General features: G+C 68.9%; 21 protein-coding genes and 2 pseudogenes. 14 read left to right on the top strand and 9 right to left on the bottom strand.

What is annotated here, in order from left to right:
• The first annotated feature begins 316 nt into the window (after window positions 1-316).
• On the top strand, window positions 317-2,884 hold the full coding sequence (locus tag ACFWVP_RS28950) for an excinuclease ABC subunit UvrA (RefSeq protein ID WP_384500919.1): 2,568 nt from the start codon (window positions 317-319) through the stop codon (window positions 2,882-2,884).
• 62 nt (window positions 2,885-2,946) lie between these two features.
• Here ACFWVP_RS28950 and ACFWVP_RS28945 read toward each other — a convergent pair whose 3' ends face one another.
• Window positions 2,947-3,777, bottom strand: coding sequence for a helix-turn-helix domain-containing protein (locus ACFWVP_RS28945; RefSeq protein WP_384500918.1), 831 nt, complete (start codon window positions 3,775-3,777; stop codon window positions 2,947-2,949).
• Between the two features lie 222 nt (window positions 3,778-3,999).
• Between ACFWVP_RS28945 and ACFWVP_RS28940 the strand changes: the two genes are divergently transcribed.
• From ACFWVP_RS28940 to ACFWVP_RS28925, 4 genes are all read left to right on the top strand, one after another.
• Window positions 4,000-4,566: an MmcQ/YjbR family DNA-binding protein gene (locus ACFWVP_RS28940; RefSeq protein ID WP_384500917.1), complete on the top strand. Its 567-nt coding sequence runs from the start codon at window positions 4,000-4,002 to the stop codon at window positions 4,564-4,566.
• 1,704 nt (window positions 4,567-6,270) lie between these two features.
• A complete protein-coding gene (locus tag ACFWVP_RS28935; RefSeq protein WP_384500916.1) occupies window positions 6,271-6,516 on the top strand; it encodes a hypothetical protein in 246 nt (81 codons plus the stop codon).
• 72 nt (window positions 6,517-6,588) lie between these two features.
• The gene (locus ACFWVP_RS28930) at window positions 6,589-7,119 is read left to right on the top strand and encodes a DUF6233 domain-containing protein (RefSeq protein WP_384500915.1); all 531 of its coding nucleotides are present in this window, start codon (window positions 6,589-6,591) and stop codon (window positions 7,117-7,119) included.
• Window positions 7,101-7,949, top strand: coding sequence for a transposase (locus ACFWVP_RS28925; RefSeq protein WP_384500914.1), 849 nt, complete (start codon window positions 7,101-7,103; stop codon window positions 7,947-7,949). Before ACFWVP_RS28930 ends, ACFWVP_RS28925 begins: the two co-directional genes overlap by 19 nt.
• Before the next feature lie 10 nt (window positions 7,950-7,959).
• Here ACFWVP_RS28925 and ACFWVP_RS28920 read toward each other — a convergent pair whose 3' ends face one another.
• Window positions 7,960-8,331, bottom strand: coding sequence for a ClpX C4-type zinc finger protein (locus tag ACFWVP_RS28920; protein WP_384500913.1), 372 nt, complete (start codon window positions 8,329-8,331; stop codon window positions 7,960-7,962).
• A 645-nt stretch (window positions 8,332-8,976) separates the two neighbouring features.
• Here ACFWVP_RS28920 and ACFWVP_RS28915 point away from each other — a divergent pair.
• Window positions 8,977-9,492, top strand: a complete 516-nt coding sequence (locus ACFWVP_RS28915) for a M23 family metallopeptidase (protein WP_327267791.1) — start codon at window positions 8,977-8,979, stop codon at window positions 9,490-9,492.
• A gap of 265 nt (window positions 9,493-9,757) precedes the next feature.
• Window positions 9,758-10,594 (top strand): annotated as a pseudogene (locus tag ACFWVP_RS28910) (helix-turn-helix domain-containing protein).
• A 799-nt stretch (window positions 10,595-11,393) separates the two neighbouring features.
• Here ACFWVP_RS28910 and ACFWVP_RS28905 read toward each other — a convergent pair.
• Window positions 11,394-12,101, bottom strand: coding sequence for an alpha/beta hydrolase (locus ACFWVP_RS28905; protein WP_384500912.1), 708 nt, complete (start codon window positions 12,099-12,101; stop codon window positions 11,394-11,396).
• Window positions 12,102-12,497: 396 nt separating this feature from the next.
• Between ACFWVP_RS28905 and ACFWVP_RS28900 the strand changes: the two genes are divergently transcribed.
• From ACFWVP_RS28900 to ACFWVP_RS28890, 3 genes and pseudogenes are all read left to right on the top strand, one after another.
• Complete coding sequence (locus tag ACFWVP_RS28900; protein WP_384500911.1) at window positions 12,498-12,878, top strand: MerR family transcriptional regulator; 381 nt, start codon at window positions 12,498-12,500, stop codon at window positions 12,876-12,878.
• A gap of 62 nt (window positions 12,879-12,940) precedes the next feature.
• Entirely contained in the window at window positions 12,941-14,206 is a 1,266-nt protein-coding gene (locus tag ACFWVP_RS28895) for an MFS transporter (RefSeq protein ID WP_384500910.1), read from the top strand.
• Between the two features lie 129 nt (window positions 14,207-14,335).
• A pseudogene (locus ACFWVP_RS28890) lies at window positions 14,336-14,561 on the top strand (ISKra4 family transposase); the annotation flags it as partial.
• A gap of 150 nt (window positions 14,562-14,711) precedes the next feature.
• Here the strand turns inward: ACFWVP_RS28890 and ACFWVP_RS28885 are convergent.
• Window positions 14,712-15,230, bottom strand: a complete 519-nt coding sequence (locus ACFWVP_RS28885; RefSeq protein WP_384500909.1) for a bacterial transcriptional activator domain-containing protein — start codon at window positions 15,228-15,230, stop codon at window positions 14,712-14,714.
• A 169-nt stretch (window positions 15,231-15,399) separates the two neighbouring features.
• Between ACFWVP_RS28885 and ACFWVP_RS28880 the strand changes: the two genes are divergently transcribed.
• On the top strand, window positions 15,400-15,654 hold the full coding sequence (locus ACFWVP_RS28880; RefSeq protein ID WP_384500908.1) for a hypothetical protein: 255 nt from the start codon (window positions 15,400-15,402) through the stop codon (window positions 15,652-15,654).
• Between the two features lie 138 nt (window positions 15,655-15,792).
• Here ACFWVP_RS28880 and ACFWVP_RS28875 read toward each other — a convergent pair whose 3' ends face one another.
• On the bottom strand, window positions 15,793-16,758 hold the full coding sequence (locus tag ACFWVP_RS28875) for a helix-turn-helix transcriptional regulator (protein ID WP_384500907.1): 966 nt from the start codon (window positions 16,756-16,758) through the stop codon (window positions 15,793-15,795).
• Window positions 16,759-16,821: 63 nt separating this feature from the next.
• Here ACFWVP_RS28875 and ACFWVP_RS28870 point away from each other — a divergent pair, with 63 nt between their 5' ends.
• A complete protein-coding gene (locus tag ACFWVP_RS28870) occupies window positions 16,822-17,208 on the top strand; it encodes a VOC family protein (RefSeq protein ID WP_384500906.1) in 387 nt (128 codons plus the stop codon).
• A gap of 451 nt (window positions 17,209-17,659) precedes the next feature.
• On the opposite strand, the gene ACFWVP_RS28865 is transcribed toward ACFWVP_RS28870, so the two are convergent.
• The 3 genes from ACFWVP_RS28865 to ACFWVP_RS28855 form a co-directional block, all read right to left on the bottom strand.
• On the bottom strand, window positions 17,660-17,827 hold the full coding sequence (locus ACFWVP_RS28865; RefSeq protein WP_384500964.1) for a Tn3 family transposase: 168 nt from the start codon (window positions 17,825-17,827) through the stop codon (window positions 17,660-17,662).
• A gap of 266 nt (window positions 17,828-18,093) precedes the next feature.
• A complete protein-coding gene (locus tag ACFWVP_RS28860) occupies window positions 18,094-18,552 on the bottom strand; it encodes a lantibiotic dehydratase (RefSeq protein WP_384500905.1) in 459 nt (152 codons plus the stop codon).
• A gap of 131 nt (window positions 18,553-18,683) precedes the next feature.
• Window positions 18,684-19,217: a hypothetical protein gene (locus tag ACFWVP_RS28855; RefSeq protein ID WP_384500904.1), complete on the bottom strand. Its 534-nt coding sequence runs from the start codon at window positions 19,215-19,217 to the stop codon at window positions 18,684-18,686.
• Window positions 19,218-19,616: 399 nt separating this feature from the next.
• Here ACFWVP_RS28855 and ACFWVP_RS28850 point away from each other — a divergent pair, with 399 nt between their 5' ends.
• Complete coding sequence (locus tag ACFWVP_RS28850; protein WP_384500903.1) at window positions 19,617-20,198, top strand: helix-turn-helix domain-containing protein; 582 nt, start codon at window positions 19,617-19,619, stop codon at window positions 20,196-20,198.
• Between the two features lie 77 nt (window positions 20,199-20,275).
• Here ACFWVP_RS28850 and ACFWVP_RS28845 read toward each other — a convergent pair whose 3' ends face one another.
• A complete protein-coding gene (locus ACFWVP_RS28845; protein WP_384500902.1) occupies window positions 20,276-20,590 on the bottom strand; it encodes a hypothetical protein in 315 nt (104 codons plus the stop codon).
• A gap of 371 nt (window positions 20,591-20,961) precedes the next feature.
• On the opposite strand from ACFWVP_RS28845, the gene ACFWVP_RS28840 reads away from it, so the two are divergent.
• Entirely contained in the window at window positions 20,962-21,210 is a 249-nt protein-coding gene (locus ACFWVP_RS28840) for a hypothetical protein (RefSeq protein ID WP_384500901.1), read from the top strand.
• The last annotated feature ends 7 nt before the right edge of the window (window positions 21,211-21,217 follow it).

The following is a 21,217-nucleotide window of genomic DNA, read 5'->3' as shown; positions in this document are numbered from 1 at the left end:
CGACGGGGCCGTGGAACGCATCGGCAGCCCAGCGCCGATGTGAGCAGCCGCTCCGGCTGGACCAGGCAGGCCTGCGGGCCACGCCTGGAAACAAAAGAAGCCGACATGAACGAAAGATGGGAAGCCATGACCCCCGAAGACATCGCATCGCTTGTCGAATTCGAGAAGTCCATTCAGTGGCAATGGAGCAGCGGAGACCGCTGAAGCTCGCTTCCTGACAGGGAGGACCCGAAGCGCCGCGTCCTCTCCGGAGGCGGTGGGGCGGGTGACACGATCACCCGTCGGGCGCCACCACGCATAGCGAAAGGACCAGCCGGTGGGCAAGCCATCGAAGGGGGCCACGGGCTCCGGACCGGCCCCGGCACCGGACGCGATCACGGTGCGCGGGGCACGCGTCCACAACCTCAAGGACATCGACGTCTCGGTGCCGCTGGGCAAGCTCGTCGCGATCGCCGGAGTGTCCGGCTCGGGCAAGTCCTCGCTCGCCCTCGGCGTGCTCTACGCCGAAGGGTCCCGCCGCTATCTGGAGGCGCTGTCCACCTACACGCGGCGCCGCCTCACCCAGGCGGCCCACGCAGCCGTGGACAGTGTCGAGCATGTGCCGGCAGCGCTCGCGCTGCGCCAGCGGCCCGGCATTCCCGGGGTGCGCAGCACGTTCGGGACCTCCACCGAACTCCTCAACAGCCTGCGCCTGCTCTTCTCCCGGCTCGGACACCATCGGTGCCCCAACGGGCACCGCCTGGAACCGACCATGGACGTCGCCCTGGACCTGCCCCTGACCTGCCCCGAGTGCCAGGTGGTGTTCGGGCCGCCGGGCGCGGAGTCGTACGCGTTCAACAGCGACGGCGCCTGCCCGCGCTGCGCGGGAACCGGGACCGTGCGGGAGGTCGACGAGGACACCCTCGTACCCGATCCCTCACGCACCATCGACGAGGGCGCCGTCGTTCCGTGGCAGATGTTCGGCCTTGCAGCGGTGCCGAAGGTGGCCGCCGAACTCGGCGTGCGGACCGACGTGCCGTTCTCGAAGCTGACGAAGAAGGAGCGCCGCATCGTCTTCGAGGGCGAGCCGGTCAAGCGCGTCATCCTGTACCCGGCCAGGAACGGCAAGCTCTTCGAGCTGAACGCCAGCTACCGCAACGCCCGCCAGACGGTCGAGGAGGCATTGAAGAAGGCCACCACCAAGAAGGGGCTCGACCGTGTCGACAGGTTCCTGTCCGTCCAGACCTGCCCGGACTGCCACGGCACCCGGTTGAGCGAGCAGGCCCGCTCCAGCCTCGTCGACGGCATCAACCTCGCCGACGCCACCGCCAAGACCCTCGACGACGTCACCACGTGGGTGCAGGCAATCCCAGCTACCGTGCCGAAACCGATGGCCCCCATGGCGCAGAGCATCGTCTCCCAGATGGCCGCCACCGCCCAGCGGCTCATCGAACTCGGCCTGGGCTACCTCACCCTCGACCGCGCCTCAGCCACCCTGTCCACCGGCGAACGCCAGCGCGTCGCCCTGTCCCGCGCGGTCCGCAACCGCACCACCGGTGTCCTGTACGTCCTGGACGAGCCCTCGATCGGCCTGCACCCCGCCAACGTCGACGGCCTCCTCGGCGTCATCCGCAGCCTGCTCGCGGACGGCAACTCGGTGATCGTCGTCGACCACGACATCCAGATCCTGCGCCAAGCAGACCACCTCATCGAGATCGGCCCCGGCTCCGGCCGCGACGGCGGCACCGTCATCGCCGAAGGCACCCTCAAGAACGTGGGACGCAGCAAGGCATCCCTGATCGCCGGTTTCCTCACCGGCCACGAAGAGATCCTCGCCCGCCCCCGGCCCGACGCCAACGACGTGTTCACCACGGGCCGCATCCACCTGCGCACCGGGCCCCTGCACACCGTCCACGCCCTCGACCTGAACATCCCGCGCGGCCGGCTCACCGCCGTCACCGGTGTCTCCGGCTCCGGCAAGACCACCCTCGTCCTGGAGAGCCTGGTCCCGGCCCTGAAGGCGCACGCCGCAGAACAGCCGCTCCCCGGACACGTCCAGAAGATCACCCCGGACGGCATCACCCGCGTCAACGTTGTCGACGCCTCCCCCATCGGCATCAACGTGCGCTCCACCGTCGCCACCTACAGCGGCGTCCTCGACGACCTTCGCCGCGCGTACGCCGCCACCCCCGCGGCGAAGGAACGCGACCTGAAGGCCGGGGATTTGTCCTACAACACGGGCAGCCTGCGCTGCCCCACCTGCGAAGGCACCGGCCAGATCGAACTCGACGTCCAGTTCCTTCCCGACGTCGACATCCTCTGCCCCGACTGCGAAGGCTCCCGCTACGCTCCCGCAGCCGACGCCATCCGCCGGATGCCGCGTGGAGGCGAGGCGGACGACGGGCTGACCCTGCCGCAACTGCTGGCGTGCACCGTCACCCAGGCCATCGAGCACAACGGCGACCTGAACAAGGTCCGCTCCCGCCTGCAGACCCTCGTCGACCTGGGCCTGGGCTACCTCACCCTCGGTGAGGCAACCCCAGCCCTGTCCGGCGGCGAGGCACAGCGACTCAAGCTCGCCACCGAACTCGACCGCGACCAGCACGACGCCCTGTTCGTCCTGGACGAACCCAGCGTCGGCCTGCACCCGCTCGACGTCCGCGTCCTCCTCGGCGTACTGCAGCGGCTGGTCGACAACGGGGCCACCGTCGTCTTCATCGAGCACGACCTCGACATGATCGCCAACGCCGATCACGTGATCGACCTCGGCCCCGGCGGTGGCATGGACGGCGGACGCATCACCGCCACCGGCACCCCCGGCCAGATCGCGGAAAGCCCCGACAGCGTCACCGGCCGCTACCTGCGTGACGTGCTCGCACCCTCAGGCCGGCCGGGCCGGCGGTGACGGCCGTACCCGTCGTCCCCGCCCTGACCGCCAGCCAGGAGAGGCCTGCGCCCGGCCCGGCCTCAGGTACCGGACTTCGCTTCGCGGGCCGCGAAGGCGGCCGGGGTGAGATCGGTGTGGTTACGGAAGAAGCGGCCGAAGTTCGCGGGATCGGTGAACCCGAGATGGACGGCCACAGCCCGGGCATCCCAACCGGCACCTCCCAGCAGGCGCCGGGCTTCGAGCAGCCGCCGCTCGTCGATGACCTCACGCACCCCCTTGCCGGTGGCGTCCCGGGCCGCGCGGCTGAGGGTGCGAACCGAACAGTCGAGCAGCCCGGCGTAGTCCGCGGCCCGGTGCAGTTCCCGGAAGTGCAGCTCCAGGGTGTTCACGAACCGTGCGTACGTGTCCCCGCGGCCCGTGCCGCCCGCCGCCGCGCCGGCGGGGGTGACATCAGGGGAGTTGGCAAGGCGCAGCAGCAGCGATTCAAGCAGGCTGCGCCGCAGGGCGTGGTGGACATCGAGCCGGCGCCGCCCCAGCGCACGGTGCTCGTCCAGGAGCTGGAGCGCCGTCTGCCGCAGCCAGCCCGCGTCATCAGGGTGCGGACTCAGTACGGCAGGGGCCTCGTGCGCGGTGAGCGGGGCCAGCAGGCGGGCGGCGTCAGACGTCAGCACGTCCGGCTCGAACAGGATGAACAAGCCACGGGCGGCACCCGGCGGATGCCAGCACTGAGCGTGCCCGGGACGTACCCACAGCCACTGGCCGCAGGCAATGGTCCGCGTGGCGTGGTCGACATCGTGGAGCAGTTCACCCTCGGTGACCAGAATCAGGTAGTGGAAGGTGGCACGGCCCGGACGGGGCGGATTCCACGGCCAGTCGTCGTGCTCGGCAAAGAAGTCTTCGACGGTGCTCACCTCAAGGCCGTACGGAGTGCCGACCGGGGGCTGGAAGCCGTACAGCGGAACCACGGCCTGCCCGCTGCGTCCGACGCGTGGAGAAGAACATCTGGAGTGTCGCTTGTCGACCATCACGTGTCCGTATCTTACTGCCCGTTTTGCCCGCCCTAGATAAGGATGGGGTGCGCCATCCGCTTCCGTGGCCCCGCCCGCCACCACCGGAGTAAGGAAGGAACCTTCATGAACAGATCGACCCTGCAGATGTTCGCCGCCGAGTGCGCGGAGGAACTTCCCGAAGCCCAGCTGGAGCACCCCTTCGGCCCGAACTGGGAGGTCTTCAAAGTACGAGGCAAGGTGTTCATGCTGATGACCGAGGGCCCCAGGCACCCCGTCGTGATCCTCGAGGCGGACCCGGTGAGGCCCACGCTCTCCGAGTCGCTGCAGCCGCTGGGGGCCGAAGGTGTCATGGCCAAGCGCGGCACCGCCGGGTACCCCTTCGGCCGCAGGGCCTGGGTGAAGGTCAGACATGCGGATACAGTCGAGGCCCGGGTCGTCGGGTTCACCGGTACGCGACGGCGGCCGCGGAACCTCGCCCTCGTCCCGGCCGGAGCGGCCCGGCCCCGCCTGTCCGCACGTCTCGACCCCGTCCTGGCGGCCCGCGTCGGCACCGCCCTGCTCGGTGCACTGGCCACCGGGCAGCGGCCCGCGCACGGAGAGCCCTGCACGGGGCTTGAGACCGACCTGGTGGTGGAAGTCCTCGCCGGAACCGGCCGCCACGGCACCCTGACCGTGGTCCGGCTTCGCTGACGCCGTCGGCCCTGAGACGAGAAGGCTCAGTCTGCCCTACCTGCGAGCAGCACCCGGAAAATGATCTTCCGGAGGAAATCTAGATTCTTTGCCCTCGCTCAACTATCCGCAATGACTCCTACTTGCTCCTCTGACGGACCATCAATCAGCGCGTTGGCGCCGTTGTTGGCACTGCCGAGTGCCTCCTCGCGACTAAGCTCATGGTGCAGCTTCTACCTCGAACTGACCGATGGAACCGGTGCCCGGCGGCATGTGCTCTGTCCGGGCATCGTCACATCGGTGAGGGCGCTGGAGGAGATGCGATATCTACGACCGCAGCCACCGGCAACACGCCGGAACCGCCGGACGACGACCCGGAGGAACCGGGCGACGCCGGCACGGCCACGGGAGAGACGGAGCGTCACAGCAGTGGAGGCAGCAACAAGCGGCCCTTTCGTAAGGCAGCTACTCGAACAGCCGTCAGAGTCGGCGAGGCCATCGCAGGTGCGAGCGCCGTGTGGGCTCTGGACAAGCTGTTCGACCATCTCTGAACAGCAAAACGGCCCGGGGGCAACCGGGCCGCTTGCCACTGCGTGACGTGAGATGAACGGTCGTCCGACTCCACTGTTGTACGGCGGTGGGGTCGGGCGGCCTTCTCGTTTGGTCGCGGCAGCCGGTTCCTGCTGTGCAGACCCAGCCGATCGCTGCCGAGAAATCATGATTCATGATTCCGGACCCAAGTTGGCAACAACGCACTACCTAGTGCGCTGGCTGGCTCACCGGCCAGAGCGGAACAGCTGCCGGGGCGGGCAAAGTCGATGGTGATGCGTGGGCTGATCCGCATGCACCGTTCGACTCGACGACCGTCGCATCCGTGTGGTCAGAACAAAAAGCTGACCAGCCATGGCGTGCGGCGACCCTCCCGTGGGGAGGCCGGGAGGGGCGGCACGCCCCGCCTGTGCCAAGGCAGGGAGGCGGGGCCGTTGCGGGATCCCGGTCTCGGGGGTGGTCCGGGTGCTCGCGTGATCAGCATGGCACCGAAACCAGCCAATCAACAGGGGTGTGACCGAAAACAGTTGTTCCGCAAGTAGATGCCGCGTTACTGCCGTGACGTGATCTCAGGGAAAGCCGACGGGTGCACACCCGTGTCCGTGGGGCCGCCCACGATGGCGGACCCGGCCCCCGGACGGTGAGGCAGCAGCCCGCGCGGAACTCCTGGCAGCAGCCAGGCGCCAGGTCTCCGCGACCTGACCAACAGCGCGCCGCCCGATCCCTGGCCACGGTTCGGGGCGGCTGCCGGTGAGCGAGGCTTCGAAACGTTCCTGCGGTGAATGCCCTAATCCGTGCGGGCGGATGTCGATGCCCCCGCGCATGAGGCCGGCGAGAGCGTCGGTGCGGACCGGCTGCGGCAGGCCGTCGACGACGAGGTGCACGGCCGTGTCGAGGGCGCTGCTCTAGGTGCAGGGCTGAGGACGAGGCCGGGGGTGCCGGCGTCGTGCTGGTCGGCGATCGCAGTGCGGAGCTGGCTCGTGTACGAGCGGGGCAGTGTGGGGGCTGCCAGGGGGGCGTGTCGATACGATTCATGACGGACCTGCCTCTTCGTCGCAGTTGTGGGCGGGTCCACCCCGGTCCATGTGGCGGGGGCGTCCGTCGTGCTCCAGATGCGGTGGTCGGCGTCCCGGGCGAGCCTGGATTGAAAGGTATCCGGCACTCCCCGGGAGAATCATGATCGTCAAGATGCTGCACAAAAAGGGCCTGAAGTCCGAGCACGCCTACGCTGCGGCGTTCGTCTCGATCGGCCTATCCGTCGTCTCGTGGTGTGGGTCGATGAAGGTGGAGCCGATGGGGGTGGCGCGTGCTGACCGGTGGGGGATTTTCGTCGGTGAGTGGGCGCCCACATTCTTCGGGCTGGGGCTGGCCCTGGCGAACTACGAGGAGGCCCACGAGTCTCTCCACGTCGTATCGGACTGACGGCGCGGATGCCCCTGGCCGTTACGGTCAGGGGCTTCGCGGGCGCCAGGGTGCACGACCGTAGACTCGAATTTGCGTCCGAAGGGTTTTCGTGTCTCGATCTGCTCCGCTTCCTGGAACGCGTACAGGAACGGGACCTCGCACGGACCCGCCAGTGGTTCGCCGCCGAGGAGCAGCGCCAGGCCGCGACCCCCGTCCCGCCAGCCGCGCCCCCGCCGCCTCCGGACTGGGGCGTCGAGCAGGGCACGGGCGTACGGGATCAGGGTCGTCACCGTGGATCAGGGCGAGTGCTGGATCGTCGACAAGCACATGCGGGCCGTGAGCCGGGACGAGGCGCTGCGCCTGCTCGGCAACGGCTCGGGGCAGGCGTGCGACGTGTACCAGCCGGACACCGCGCTCGGGGTGCTGCCCGCAGGCCCGGTGCAGGCAGGGGGGATGCAGCATCCGCCGATCGTCGTGCACCAGCTGTCGCCTACGGGCGGCCGACGGGTCACGGTGGGCGGCCGCAGCCCTGGTCGAGGTGCCGCTGCCACGGGCGGCGGCCGGCTGGCGCTGGCTGTGGATCTCGCTGTGGCTGAGGCCGGATGCCAACACCTGTGCTGACGGTGCCTTTTGTCACACGTTCGGCCGCGGCGAGGATAAGCTCCAGTTGGTCCCGGGCTGGCCGTACGCGGTGGTGGCCGCGCTGGAGACCGGCCGCACCTCGTGGACGGCGGTGCTGGACGCGGTCCGCCTGGAGCCCTGGGGCGGACGTCGCCGCCGTGACCACGGTCCAGATCCGCGAGGTCGTCGAGCGACTGGTGGACGCTGGGCAGTCGCAGCCGGGTGACCCGGAGGTCCTGGTGGCTCTGGATGCCGGCTACGACGCACCGCGCATCGCTCACTTGCTGGACGGTCTGCCGGTGCAGATCCTCGGCCGTCTCCGTTCGGACCGCGTGATGCGGCGCCCGACACCGCCGCGCGTCTACGATCCGAAGGGCGGCCGACCGCCCAAGCACGGCGGCGAGTTCGCCTTCGGCGACCCTGCCACCTGGGGCACCGAGCAGGCCGTGACCTCAATGGACACCCGCCTCTACGGCAAGGCGACCGCGCAGGCATGGGACCGGCTGCACCCGCGTCTGACCCGCCGGGCGGCCTGGCTCGACTATGACGGGCCACTGCCCATCATCGAGGGCACTGTCGTCCGCCTGGTGGTCGAGAAGCTGCCCAGCGGCGGGGTGAACAAGCCCGTCTGGCTGTGGTGGTCCAAGACCGGGGCCACCTCCGAGGACAGGGATCGCTGCTGGCAGTTTTTCCTCCGCCGCTTCGACCTGGAGCACACGTTTCGCCTGTGGTCGCACCGGCCATCGCCCGGAAGGCCGCCGACACATGCTTCGCGCCGGTCTCCGGTGCCGCCGGCCCCGCATCCGCCTGCGTATGCAGCAGGTGGATGATGTCGGAAGGTCACTCCTCCCCGGAGAACCGTTCCCAGGCCGACTGTCGGGTGATGCCGAGCGCCTCACCGATTCTGGCCCAGGTCACGCCGCGCCGTCGCAACTCCACGACCCAGAGGCGCACATCGGACTCAACCTGATCGGCGATTGCCGCGATCCGGGGAAGCCGTTGCAACATCCCGGCATCGGTGAGGTCGCCCCGCATCGGTATCCGCAGATCGGTCTGCCCGGGGCGGTGCTCAGCGACGATCGAGGCGGCCAGATCGACACACTCGGTGCAGATGTTCACGCCGGGGCCGGCGATCAGTTTGGTCACCTCTGCCTCGGCTTTGGCGCAGAAGGAGCAGGCCCGGCCGTCGCGGTCCGCTGCGTCGGCGAGCATGTCAACTCTCCATTCACCACCAGCCCGCCTGTCAGGCTTTCCTGACGGGCACTTTACAGATGTCAGGATTCACCTGACAAGCAGAGCGTACCGGCGACCCGACCGAATCCGCTCCGCTCGTGGAGAAGGCGGCAGAGATCGAGGGGCATCCGCTCATGCGCGTACGTAACAACGTGTCATGGCGCGATCCAGCAGACCGAGCCCACAGGCCGCCCAACCCAACCGTCGACGAGGCGCTGCCCGGTGTCCGGGATTTCTGGAGGAATCGCCTCCGCGGTCAGGTCCGCGTCAACTTTCATTTATCACTTCGGGATGGTGACACGTCAGCGACCTTCCCGGCATGAGCGAGGGTGCCGCGTCGGCGGCACCTCGTCGGGCGTGGCACCCTGCCTGGCGCTTTGACTGCGCCTGCCGCTGCCCGGCGCGCCGGCCTGCGCCAGAGGCCTGGACCGGAATGTCCGGAAGCCAGTGGTCGAGACCAATAACGAACTCTGAGGGCCCTTTTTGTGCCCTTGCATGACGGGCCGTCAGGACCGATCCTGCAATCTCTTCACCGACGGTGACCGCGGAGACAGGTCGCCCGGGACTACGTGAACGGAGAAGTACGTGAGTCCAGCGAGAACAGTTCTGCGCAGAATCGTTGTCATGGCCGGTGCGCTGATGACGGCGGCGGCAATCACGCTGACAGGAGCCTCCCCGGCCACGGCCGTGGATTACTACTACGAGATGCCGTACCCGGCGGGCGAGGCGTACACCATCACGCAGGGCCCGGAAGGCACGTACTCGCACGTCGGTCCCTACAACGAGTACGCCTGGGACATCGGGCTCCCGGCGAACTACGAGGTGTCGGCCGCACAAGCCGGCACGATCCTCATATCCGACTGGTCGCCGTACGCCGGCAACGGCATCGAGGTCATCATCCGGCACTCGAACGGCCAGTGCACCCACTACGCACACCTGAACAAGGCCATCTACAACACCGGTGACTGGGTCCCCCAGGGGCGGGTCGTCGGCTGGTCGGGAAGCACCGGAAACTCCACCGCGCCCCACCTGCACTTCCAGGTGATCAACTGCAACACCCGCGTGGGCCTGCCCGCCACGCTGCAGGGCTGGACGCCCTACACCGGAACCCGCCCGGTCAGCGTGAACTCGTACGCCTGATCTTCGGCACCCCCGCTCATCGTCTGGGTACGCCCGAACCGTCTGGTCCGGGCGCACTCACCACATGGGAAATGAACGTGTCAGGTCGCCGCCCCACACGGGACCGCCAGGCCGTTTCTGGGGTGGCAGGACGACAACCGACACCACGCTCGGAGTGGAGCTCCTCGACGATCCTGCGACCGTTCTCGCCGCCTGCCGCGCCCGGGATGCGGCCTGGCCCCTTTCCGCGCCGTCTGCCGCTCTGTGGGCGCAGGTACGTGTCGGTGTGAGCACCGAATTCCAGAGCGCCAGGGGGCCCTCGGTGCGCGCCTGAACGAACTGCGCGAGAGGGCGGGGCTCAACGGCAAAGACTTCGCTGAGCGGCTCGGCTGCCAGCCGTCGAAGGTGTCCCGGCTCCAGAACGGCCGGCAGACGGCCACGCCCGAGGACCTGCAAGCGTGGGCGGCGGCCGTCGGCTCCCCTGACGTCGCCGCGGAGCTGCAGGCACGTCTGCGTGGGCTGTAGTCCCACCAACGGCACTGGCGTCGACCAGCTGGCCGCGGGGCACGGCCCCGTGCAGGACCGGTACGTCGTCGAGTACCGCCGGACCTCGACGGTACGCGGATACGAGACGTCCGTGATCCCGGCTGTTCCAGACGCCGGACTATGCCCGTCATCTCCTGGTGCGGAACGCCACGCTGATGCGCTCGCCCCGTGACACGGATACGGCCGTTGCCGCCCGCATGCCCTTCAGGAGGTGCTGTACGAGGCGGGCAGACTCTTCCGCGTCCTCGTCTGGGAAGGCGCCCTTCACGCCCTGGTATGCCCGCGGGAGGTGATGGCCGGCCGGCTCGACCGACTCGTCGGGCTGATCGGCATGAGCACAGTGGAGTTCGGCATCGTCCCGCTCGGCGCGCCCTTGTCCCTCACTCCGAAGCACGGTTTCTGGATCTTCGACGAGGAGCGCGTCGTCGAGACGATCAACACGGAGTTGTCATTCGACTCGGCTGATGACCTGATCCTGTACGGGCGGGTGTGGGACGGCCTGAACGAAGCCGCCGTGCATGGCGCCCAGGCGCACCGCATCATCGCCCGAGCGAGGCACGTGATGGCCCAGTCTTGAGCGCCCCGGGTCAGCCCTCGGCCGGGCTGCCGCAATCCCGCGCAATCGTTAGGACCGCCCACCACAACCGCTCTTACGGTCCACTCATGGCCACAAACACGAGCGCCACCGCCTTCGTTTCCGCCGACTGGTGCCACCGGCACAAGGGACCGTCCGGAACCGCCGCCCTGGTCGACGTCATCGAGCAGACATCCGGCCCCGGGGCGGGCCTGTACGCGTGTACTCCGTGCCGGGAGCAGCGTGGCCTGGTGCCGTTGGTCGAGCAGCCGCGGGACATCGCCTACCGGGCCTATCCGCTGCACACCACGGTCTGCGCCGACTGCGGCCGGTCCGGTCGGTTTCCCGCACAGCACCGAGGGTGGGACCGCGATGCTGGCCACGTCGAGCGACTGGGTGATCGAGCACGACCGCACCGCTGTCGATGTGCAACTGGGCTTCTACGAGTCGTACCTGTCCCAGGCCGGCCGTAGCGATGAAGGCCGAGCTCGCGGCGATCCAGACGGACAAGGCGCTGCACACTGCCGACTGGCAGCATCCTTCCGGTCGGCGCTTACTTGCGCAGCCAGGTAGTCGGACTGGTTGCCGTGTGTGTCCACCCGCTGGCCGGAGGGCAGCACGGCCCACCGCTGGACCTGCGGGCGGCCCGCGAGACCCGGCAGGAGGAGGGCCGCCGATGCGGTGGCCGTCCGGCGAGCGCCGGGGGTGGCGGTCGACGTGGGTGTGGCCGGAGGGCCTGGAGTGCGTACGTTGCGGGACAGCGGAGCGCCCACAGGAAGCGCGACGCGGCCCGTATTGGTGGTTATTGAGGTCCGTCCGGGGTGCGGGAGGGGTGCAGGGCCCGGTTGAGTGCGGTCATGCGGTAGTTGGTGTTGCGGGTGCTGAGTTCGGCGTCGGGGGCGAGTAGTTCGCCGGCGTGGATGCCCCCTGGGCAGGCGTGGAGTTCGACGGGGACGCCGGCCTGCATGAGCCGGTTGGCGTAGTTGAGGTCTTCGTCGCGGAAGAGGCCGAGGCCGCCGACGTATAGGTACGTGGGCGGCAGTCCGCTGAGGTCATCGGCCCGGGCGGGGGCGGCGTAGGGGCTGACGTGGTCGGTGCCGAGCCTGTCGCCCAGGAGGGACTGCCAGCCCTGGAGGTTGGCGGCGCGGTCCCAGATGCCGATGTCGGTGATCTCGTGGCTGGACGGTGTCGTGTTGCGGTCGTCGAGCATCGGGTAGGGCAGCATCTGGAAGGCCAGGTGAGGGTGCCTGCGGTCGCGGGCGAGCAGGGCGACGCCGACGGCCAGGCCGCCGCCCGCGCTGCCGCCGTAGAGGGCCAGCCTGCCGGGGTCGATGCCGAGCGCGGAGGCATTGCGGGCCATCCACAGCAGTGCGGCGTAGCGGTCCTCGACGGGGGCGGGGTCGGGGTGTACGGGCGCCAGGCGGTATTCGACGGAGACGACGACCGCGTCGACCGCCTCGACGAGGGGCAGCACCTGCCGGTGGTCGGTCAGGACGCTGCCGGTGATCATGCCGCCGCCGTGGAGTACAGGGTGCCCGGGAGGGTGCCGGTTTCCGTGCTGTCTGCGGGGCGGTGGATCCGTATGTTCACCTCCGGGCCGCCGGCCGGTCCGGGCACGGTGAGGTCTTCGTACCGCACCCGGTCATTGGGCCGCAGCGCCGCAAGTGCCGCCCGGTTCATCTCCCCGTACAGCTCACGCTGGCGCGGGATGTCGAAGTTGATGAGACCGCCAGGTCCGGTCAGCGTGTGCAGATCCGCAGACCCTGGTGGATCTGGGGGTCGATGCGGTCGGTCGTGCTCGGGTCGGACATGCGGGTGAGCCTTTCCTCTCGAGGGCTGAGGTGCAGTAACGTAAAACCCTCACGTGTACGTGAGGGTCAATCGGAAATGGCGTGAGGTGGAGCACATGAAGATCGGCGAGCTCTCGCGGATGACCGGCGTCAGCGTGCGCGCACTGCGCTACTACGAGGAGGAGAAGCTGATCCGTCCCACCCGTAGCAGCAACGGCTATCGCGACTTCTGCGACGGCGCCGACGAGGTGGTACGGCAGATCCGCGGTCTGATCGAGTGCGGGCTGCCCACCCGGATCATCCGCGACATCCTGCCGTACCTGGACGGCCCGTCGGATCTGCTGCCGCCGGTCCCCTGCGCGCAGATGCTCGACCAGGTGGCCGCCGAGCGTGAGCACCTCGACAGCCGCATCCGATGCCTGACCCGTAATCGCAACGCCGTCGACGCCTATCTGCGGGCCGCCCGGAAGGCCGCCCGCGCGACGGAGGACGCATGAGCCGGGGTAGCCGGAACCGAGATTTGACTCTGACGTAGACGTGAGGGTTCTAGCCTCCGGGCATGAGCTCTGCCACTCACTTCCCGCTTGCCGAGAATCCCCCTTCCACCAATGCGAACTGGCCCCTGAGCGGGCTGCTGGTGCTCGCCGGCTCCGCGTTCGTCACCATCCTCACCGAGGCTCTGCCGGCAGGACTGCTGCCCGCGATGAGCGCCGACCTGCGCGTCACCGAGGCACGTGCGGGGCTGCTGATCACCGTCTACGCACTGGCCGCGGCTCTCACCGCGATTCCGATGACCGCCTGGACCCTAATCCTGCCCCGCCGCACCCTGTTGCTGGCGCTCCTTCTCGGCTTCGCCGCCACCAACGTCGTGACAGCGATATCCACCGGCTTCGCCCTGACACTTGCCGCGCGGGTCGTCTCCGGGGTCTTTGCCGGCCTGCTGTGGGCCATGATTCCGGCATACGCCGCTCGGCTGGCCCCGCAGCGCAGCGGCAAGGCGATCGCCACCGCGCTGGCCGGCATGACGGTCGGGCTGTCGCTCGGCATCCCGGCCGGCACCGCGCTCGGCGGACTCATCGGCTGGCGCGCCACCTTCGGGCTGCTCACCGTACTGGCTGTGGCCTTGGCCGCCGCCGCGCTGTGGCGTCTGCCGCAGCTGCCCGGCGAGGCGGCAAGCCGCGGCACGGGGCTGATGCGCACCATCCGTACGCCCGGCATCCCCGCCATCAACATCGCGTCGCTCCTGATGGTCCTCGGCTTCTACGTGCTCTACACCTACATCGCCCCCTTCGTGGAACAGGCAGGGATGGGGGTCGGCACCGGCACCGTGCTGTTCCTGTTCGGCCTCGGCTCCATGGGGGGTGTCTTGATCGCCGGAGCCACCGCGGACCGTCGGCTGCGCGTCGCCACGATCGGCCTGCTGGCTCTAGCCGCCGGATGCCTGGCGGTATTCGGCGCGGTCGGGCACAGCACCGTGGCCGTGGTGCTCGGTGCGGTGTTCTGGGGCGTGACACACGGCGGCATTCCGACGCTGACACAGACCGCGGGGGTCAAGGCTGCCCCGCTCGATCCCGACACCGCCAACTCCCTCTGGGTCACCGGCTGGAACATCGGCATGGCCGGCGGCTCCCTGCTCGGCGGTGCCGTCCTGGACGGCGCCGGCTCGGGAGCACTGCCATGGACGGCCTCCGCCCTGCTCGCCGCCGCCGTGCTGACGGCCGTGCTCGCCCGACGCGATGGTTTCCCGTCCCCCAGCCGCATGTACTCCCGCGACCGCGACCGCGCACAGCGGGGCTCTGCCGTCGCTGTCGCGCCCGGGGAATGAGGCGGGGTACGGGCCCGGCCGACCATGGCGGTGGGAGGGCACACGGCGCGATTCGGCGCTTGAGACCGAGATGTACCCGTCGTGAACACCGGCTTTTGGCCCAGGGGGCCGGTTCGGAAATGCGAGTTCCTTGCCTACGACACCGCACTGACCAAGGGCTGGCCGATCGCGACGGGGATCATCGAGGGGGCGTGCAGACATCTCGTCGGTGACCGTCTCGATATCACTGGATCAAGATGGGACCTGGCCGGCGCCGAGACCGTACGCAAACTCCGCGCCCTGCACAGCAACGGCGACCTCGACGACTACTTCGCCTACCACGGAGCAGGAACACCGGCGCGTCCACCCAAGCCCGCTACCAGGACAACTTCAGACTCGGAGCTTGATCAACAAATCCCTGGTCAGAGCGACACCCATCGTCGATGATGATTCGTGTGTGCGCCGGGCGGCTGACAGCAGCCGCGTACCTGGTCGCCGTCTCCTGATTGAGGTCAGGAACTGCTGGTCAGCGCACTGGTACCTGCTGGTGTGAGTCGGATAGGACCAGGGACATGGTCTGTTCGGTGAGGGGTTCGAGGGAGATGTCGAAGAGCCGGGCGACCTGCTGGAGCCGGGCGATGACCTTGCGGACCCCGAGGTTGTTGCCGGTGGCCCATTCGATGTGCAGCCAGTCCCGGTAGAGGACTTCGGAGGTCTCGTCGACGTCCAGGCCGCGCAGCACCGCGTGCCGGGCCGCGTCCATGTCGGGGTTGTCGCCTTCGGTGAGCCAGGCGGCGAGGGTGTGCGTGACGTCGACGACGCGGGCGATGACTTCCTGCTGGATGGAGTCGGCCCACGGGTAGTCCCGGCCTTCGACAGGCTTGCCGCGGACCAGGCCCAGCGCGTTTTCGAGGTCGGGGATGCCCGTGCCGGGGCCTGCGGCCAGGCCGCGGGTGGCGACCGCTACAAGCAAGTGGATTACGTAGTACCGCTGGTGGAGGCCCTCGGCCTCCGATTGCTGGACGTGGTGGACGAAGTGCTGCATGCAAATACGGCGGCGGACTGGGCGATCGGCAAGCTCGGCGAGATCCGGCGAAAAACTCGAGCAAGCCGTCACTGGTCGGCCCGACTCCCATGTGCCCGCGCGGGTGCTGCAGCGCCCGACCGGTATGCCCGAACATCCCGGAAGGCAGCCTCTGCCGGTCAACTGGGCCATGCACTTCGGTCAGGCCGCCCTCCTGGGCGTCCTGCGCTCCGTCATGGCGAATGCCGGACTGCGCGGACCGGTCGCCTCGGCGAAGTTCACCGTCGTGCGGTTCCCGCTCTTCGACCACGACGAGCAGGACTACGACATGCTGTACGCCTCCAAACTCGAACTGTTCACGGCGGTCAACGCGGGTGAGAACGTCTCCTTCGAGGCCCGCACCGCAAGCGGCCCCTGCGCGACGCCACAGCCTCTCCCGCCCTGAAGCGTATGTAGGTTGGCCATCGCGGACCCGCCGTCCGGGCCGGTCCTGAAGGCACCCGCTGATCGCATCCGTCCGAAGGAGCTGAGTGACCCTCTGACACCAGTAGCGGCTGAGGTCTCATACCCGGCGCAACGCCCGCTACCGGGGCTGATTGCCCCCGTTGTCCTCGAACAGGTCTTGGGTACGGCGCAGCAGCGCCTCCCGTACGTGGTCCGGTGACAGGATCCGTAGCGTGGTACCCAGGCTGAGGAGGTATGTGACGAGCTGGTCGGCGTCGTTGCCGCCGATTTCGACGATGGTGGCATCGGGGCCGTCCGGGTCATGAGTGCCGATCGTGGGCGGGACCAGCCGTAGCGCTTGGTCCATGGGGTGCGCTAGCCGGACTGTGACGTAGAGCGGGTACACGACACCCGCGATGGCTCGAGAGACGAGGAGCGCCGGGTCGGGCGGGTCGACAAGTTCGACGGTATGTCCGGTCGGCTGTACCTGTACCACCCGGTCGGCCCGGAATGTCCGCCACTGGTCCCGGGCCACGTCCCGGGCGACGAAGTACCACCGGTGGCCTGTGTGTACCAGGCGGTAGGGGTCGATGTCCCGAGCAGTGGCCTTCCCCGCATGGTCGCGGTACGAAAGACGGGCGCGCTCGCCACGACGGCAGGCGGTGGCCAGTTCCAGCAGCACGCCGGGCGAGATCTGACGTCCCTCGGGCCTGGGAGTGTGTTCGAAGATCACGTTCATCTCCCCCAGCCGGTCCGCGATCCGGGGCGGTAGGACCTGCCGAAGTTTCACCAGCGCCGACAGCGCGGCCTGGTCGCTGCCCAGGACGCCGCTGAGCGCGGCCTCTCGCAGCGCGACGGCCACGGCAAGCGCCTCTTCGTCGTCGAGGATCAGCGGTGGCACCCGGGTACCACCGCTGAGGCGGTAGCCGCCCCAGGGCCCGGGGTCGGATTCGATGCCGTAGCCGAGTTCCCGCAGCCGGACGATGTCTCGCCGGACCGTGCGGTCGGTGACCGCCATTCGTTCGGCCAGCTCGCGGCAGGTCCACGTCGGTCGAGTGGACAGCAGCGAGACCAGTCGCAGCAGGCGGGCGGAGGTGCTGATCACATCCCGAAGTGTTCCCCATGACCAGGACCGGAACTGTCCTGGTCCCGTCATAGCGTTCCGCCCATGAGTACCGAACCCAAATCTGGACCCGCGATCCGCTTGCTGTCTGTCGACTTCGATTGCCCGGACCCCGCCGAGCTGGCCCGCTTCTACGGCGCCGCGCTCGGCTTGCCCGTCGTCTACTCCAGCGACGACTTCATCTTGCTCGGCCGGGAGGGTTCACCTGGACTGGGCTTCATCCGGGTGGCCGACTACCGGCGTCCGACCTGGCCGGACCCGTCCCAGGGCAAGCAGGCTCACATGGAAATGGGCGTCGACGATCTGGACGCCGCCCACACACGGATGCTGGCACTGGGCGCCATGGAACCCCCTGTCCAACCGCACCCCGATCAGCGGAGGGTCCTGCTGGACCCCGCAGGCCACCCCTTCTGTATCTCCACGCAGGACTGAGCATCAGCGGTCGGCCGACGACCACGGCCGCGCGCCCACGCAAGGTGCGAACTCATCGTTGTCCTCAGTAAGAGTGCGGCGGAAAAGGCGCTAGCGAGCAGGAACCCCTGGTCAACGGTCCGTGGCTCCGACGCAGCTTGCCGCCGCAGTACTTACCGGACTTACTGCGGCGGACCCTTACCGTGATCATCGCGACCTGCGGCGGGCCATTTCCGGCCTCGGGGGCGAGGTATATGCATTTACTGAAACAGTGCCGGAAGGGCAGGGCGGGCACAGCAATCGAACCAGTGACAGACATCGGGAGTGGGGGGCGTTCCGGTCGCCGCGCGCCCGCGTCGTCCCCCTGTCTGCCCCGCAGGCCACGGCCGGTGGTCACCTCTGCCACCGTGCTCACCCGGCCCGCCGCTCGGCACCGATCTGGGCCTGGAAGCCACCCTGTGCCACACGCAGCTCAGCCCCGGCGACCGTGTGGTCCTCCACACCAGTGCCGGCGCAGTTCGCCGCGCTGCCCGAAGAAGATCTTCCGGGCCAGGCGGTGGCAGGCCCCGGTGATGTTGAGCTGCTTACCAAGCACGCGGCGGTATCCGGTCCTGGAGACGAACTGGCGCAGGTGCAGAATCTTGAAGATCGCCCGCAGTGGGCGAACGCGTCCCCAGGGCGGTCGGGCACCCGGCCGCTCCGATCTTCCCCCGAGGCCAACCCGCTCCGGACCTCTCCTTCAGGGCGATCCGGCGACCAGGTTCGCTGCCTTGGTACGCCGAGAAACTGGGAACCCGCGGGCTTCCTGCTGGGATGTGCTACACCCTGGCGGCGGGCTGCGGGGGCGATCACCAGGGCGTCCTCGGCGCTCTGCCTGCCGCGGGTCCCGCGTCGAAGTTGTGGAACCTACCGGTTGTCGGCTTCGAGCCGGTCGACGATGTCGGGGAGCCACTGTGCCCCGGCGGAGGCGACCACCGTGTGTCCGGTGCCCCAGTCCGCTCGCGCCCGGTCGGCGAAGCGGCCCTCGGTGATGCCCGCGAGCAGGCGGAACGGTGTCGGCCTCATGGCGGCGCGCAGCGCGTAGCCGCACAGCGACTTCGCCACCCGCAGGACAGCCCCGTCGTCGCCGGTGGTGTCCGGGGCGCCGGCCAGGGCGTCGATCGAGCCGCCGAGGCTGAGGGAGGCGTGACGTACCGCCTCGGCGAGGTCCTTGACGGCCCATGCCTGGTGCAGCCACGCCTGGCGCGCGGCCGCGCCCGCGGGGATGGTGTCGCGCGGGTCGGGCAGCGGCGGGACGGGCAGGTCGTGGTGTCCTGGTGCGCGCACCAGGATGGGCCGCTGGGTGCGGTAGGAGGGGCCTTGCATGATGAGGTCCATCGCGTGCGACCCCAGAGGGGCCGGCAGGGTTCGGGGTGTTCAGGGGTGGGTGAAGAAATGAGCGATGCCGTCGCCGGTGCCGGGCTGTACCGGAGTGGATGCGCTATAGCAGGCGGGGATCAGTTGCTGACGGGGGGCCGTTCCAACTTCCGAGGCCCCCGGGAGATCGCCCGAGCTGGCGTGTTGCCCAGTGAACATGGGACACCAGGACGAGGAAGATCGAGCCCGGCCCACCATCGCCGACCCTCGCTCGTGGTCTCGACACCCACATCGCGCGGCCCGAGAGAGGCCAGCGTCCGCATATGCTGCGCTTCCCTCAGGACCTGGTCGTCGTCGCCCACCGGCATGTCCTGCCGGTGGCTGATCACGAGCACGAGGACCTGGCTACGGTCCTCGTCATCCGCCAGGTGCACGGAAAGCCGTCGGCCCCCGTCCTCCGCCGCCGCGCGGAACAGCAACTCCACCACCGCCTGAACCTGATGCCCCGTGACCTTGTATCCCCACCGGGTCACGGCGTCTTCTGCCACGCGCCCCGCGCGGCCGGCGACCGTTGCACTGGCCTCATAGGGCCAGTTGCGGGAGCGGCGGCCGCGGATGGCTACCGGGCTCGCCGCGCCCTGTCCATCCTCCGACCTCGGACGTGAGAGTTCCACGGCATTCGTCGGTGGCGATGGAGTCATCGGGGGCGTCGGGTCTGGGCGGGGAGCTTCGACTGGCTTCTTCGGTGGCGGCGGAGTCTTCGGGGGATAGTCGGGGCGGTGCGGTGCCACGGGTGCCTCCCGGAACAGGACGAACAGCCATCGTAGGTCCGACGGAGCACAAGCCGCAGCCCGTTCAGCACGGTGGCCAGGCACCAGCCCGTAGATACGCTCGTCGCAGGGACAAGGTGCCAGTTTCAATCCGCTCCGGTGGGGTGCTCTTGCACATTCCCCAGTCGGCAGTTTGACAGCCAATCAGCGAAGAATCCCGCTCCCTGGGGAGCGGGGTCGTCCGTGCCCCACGAAGCCGATCGCGGGGCACCGTTCTGTTGTCGAGCAGAACAGGAGACAATTATGCACGCTCTGCCTCAAGACCACACCGGTGTGCGAATTGCGCGTCTACGCCGAGAACGCCACCTCACACAGCAAGCCCTGGCCGACCTCTCCGGAGTCCCGTACAACACGCTGACCAAGATCGAACAGGGCAGGTTGGAGTCCACCCCGCACTCCGTCGCCTGCTTTGCCCGCGCCATGCGCGTCGAGGTCTCGACCATCGTTGGGCAGCCGTACAAGGACGACCTGCGCGCTGATGAACTGGATGGACTGATAGCGCCGATTCGGTGGGCGCTGGACGCTGGCATGGTCGTTGCCTCGGGCGGCCCTGCTGGGGGCCGGGGGCGGGCGCTCGCGCTGGTGACGGTGCTCCTCCTCACGTGGCCACCCGGCGAACCGGCGCCGTGCGCGGGGCGAGCCGTACGGATGTCACCCATCTGCCGTGGCACGCGTGCCGGGACGTGCGTATGCGCAGGGGTGTGCGAGGAACTCCCGGAAACACGGTGCCGGGCGCGGCCCTCCACGCGAGGTCCGGGCCCGGCACGTGTCCGCTTTTCAGCGGGTGCTGTCTTGTGGGATGGGCCGCAACGGCATGAGCGGTGAGTGCCGGCCCCTCCCGGCCGCACGCGGGCGGCCGTCCTCTGGTCGCGCCCGAGGCAGCAAGCTCGTCGGTGCGTGAGTTAGAACTTGACGCAGACCGGGCCCTGGTTGAAGTTCACCAGGCCGTACTGCGTGACGGCCGCGTTGCAGGAGAAGTTCATCCCGCCGCCGTTGTTGTGCCCCTCCTGCTCGTAGGAGGAACCGAAGTCGACACAGACGGGGCCCTGGTTGAAGTTCACCGCGCCGAGCTGCGTGGTGAAGTCGTTGCACTGCGCGTAGAGCGTCGGCTCCTGGCCAAGCTCGGAGTAGTCGTTGGCCGAGGCGATTCCGGGGCCGGTCATCAGCGCGGCAGCGGCCAGAGCAACGGCCGCGAAGGTCTTACGGAAAGACGGCATGCTTTTCCTTCCAGGAAGCGGAGGTTAGGGACGCAGTGAACTTCACCAGTGCCCGGTTTCCTCAACCGGCCGGGACACGCTGGTTGATACGAACAGGCGTCACAATGCGCTCGCTTGGCGGTGCGCTGACTCGCACTCCCGGCCGGATGAGAGTGGCTTGCCGAGCAAAGGCCCGTGCGACGGGGAGGGGGTTGGCGGGCTCCCCGTGCCCCGCCCGTGGCGGACTGTCGGCGTCTCCGGCGGGTGTGGGGTCTGCCAGAACACGGATCGTCTTGTGTTCGGGACGCCCGGGGATCGCTCTCCGGGGGTGGCACCAGCCGGTGGGCTTGATCCGCTTTGACGGACATTCGAGATCTGGGGTTCAGACCGTCGTGCGCGGCGACCTGGCCCACGACGACACCACGGTGACCGCCGTGGACCTGGAGGCCAAGATCCCGACCGCCACGGTCGAGGACTGCGTCGACCTGTCGAAGTGGAAGGCGGAGCGCACCCCGTCGGGCGAGTTGATCCCCCTGCCCACCGAACAGCCGCTGCGCTACATCGCCATCGCTCCACCGTCGCGGTGGAGCGATCGTCGTCCCATCGCTCCACCCCGCCCGTGGGGCGCCTGTGGCTTATAAACAAATA

The organism is Streptomyces sp. NPDC058637 (assembly GCF_042717325.1).
Lineage (GTDB): Bacteria > Actinomycetota > Actinomycetes > Streptomycetales > Streptomycetaceae > Streptomyces.
This window is presented reverse-complemented; position numbering and strand designations above follow the sequence as displayed.

Coding starts and splice junctions, on each gene's coding strand:
- ACFWVP_RS28850 (WP_384500903.1), top strand. CDS start 19,617: ATGCACGCTCTGCCTCAAGACCACACCGGTGTGCGAATTGCGCGTCTA.
- ACFWVP_RS28900 (WP_384500911.1), top strand. CDS start 12,498: ATGAAGATCGGCGAGCTCTCGCGGATGACCGGCGTCAGCGTGCGCGCA.
- ACFWVP_RS28880 (WP_384500908.1), top strand. CDS start 15,400: ATGCACTTCGGTCAGGCCGCCCTCCTGGGCGTCCTGCGCTCCGTCATG.
- ACFWVP_RS28860 (WP_384500905.1), bottom strand. CDS start 18,552: ATGCAAGGCCCCTCCTACCGCACCCAGCGGCCCATCCTGGTGCGCGCA.
- ACFWVP_RS28920 (WP_384500913.1), bottom strand. CDS start 8,331: ATGCTCGCCGACGCAGCGGACCGCGACGGCCGGGCCTGCTCCTTCTGC.
- ACFWVP_RS28895 (WP_384500910.1), top strand. CDS start 12,941: ATGAGCTCTGCCACTCACTTCCCGCTTGCCGAGAATCCCCCTTCCACC.
- ACFWVP_RS28915 (WP_327267791.1), top strand. CDS start 8,977: ATGGCCGGTGCGCTGATGACGGCGGCGGCAATCACGCTGACAGGAGCC.
- ACFWVP_RS28935 (WP_384500916.1), top strand. CDS start 6,271: ATGATCGTCAAGATGCTGCACAAAAAGGGCCTGAAGTCCGAGCACGCC.
- ACFWVP_RS28870 (WP_384500906.1), top strand. CDS start 16,822: ATGAGTACCGAACCCAAATCTGGACCCGCGATCCGCTTGCTGTCTGTC.
- ACFWVP_RS28940 (WP_384500917.1), top strand. CDS start 4,000: ATGAACAGATCGACCCTGCAGATGTTCGCCGCCGAGTGCGCGGAGGAA.
- ACFWVP_RS28845 (WP_384500902.1), bottom strand. CDS start 20,590: ATGCCGTCTTTCCGTAAGACCTTCGCGGCCGTTGCTCTGGCCGCTGCC.
- ACFWVP_RS28885 (WP_384500909.1), bottom strand. CDS start 15,230: ATGCAGCACTTCGTCCACCACGTCCAGCAATCGGAGGCCGAGGGCCTC.
- ACFWVP_RS28925 (WP_384500914.1), top strand. CDS start 7,101: ATGCCAACACCTGTGCTGACGGTGCCTTTTGTCACACGTTCGGCCGCG.
- ACFWVP_RS28905 (WP_384500912.1), bottom strand. CDS start 12,101: ATGATCACCGGCAGCGTCCTGACCGACCACCGGCAGGTGCTGCCCCTC.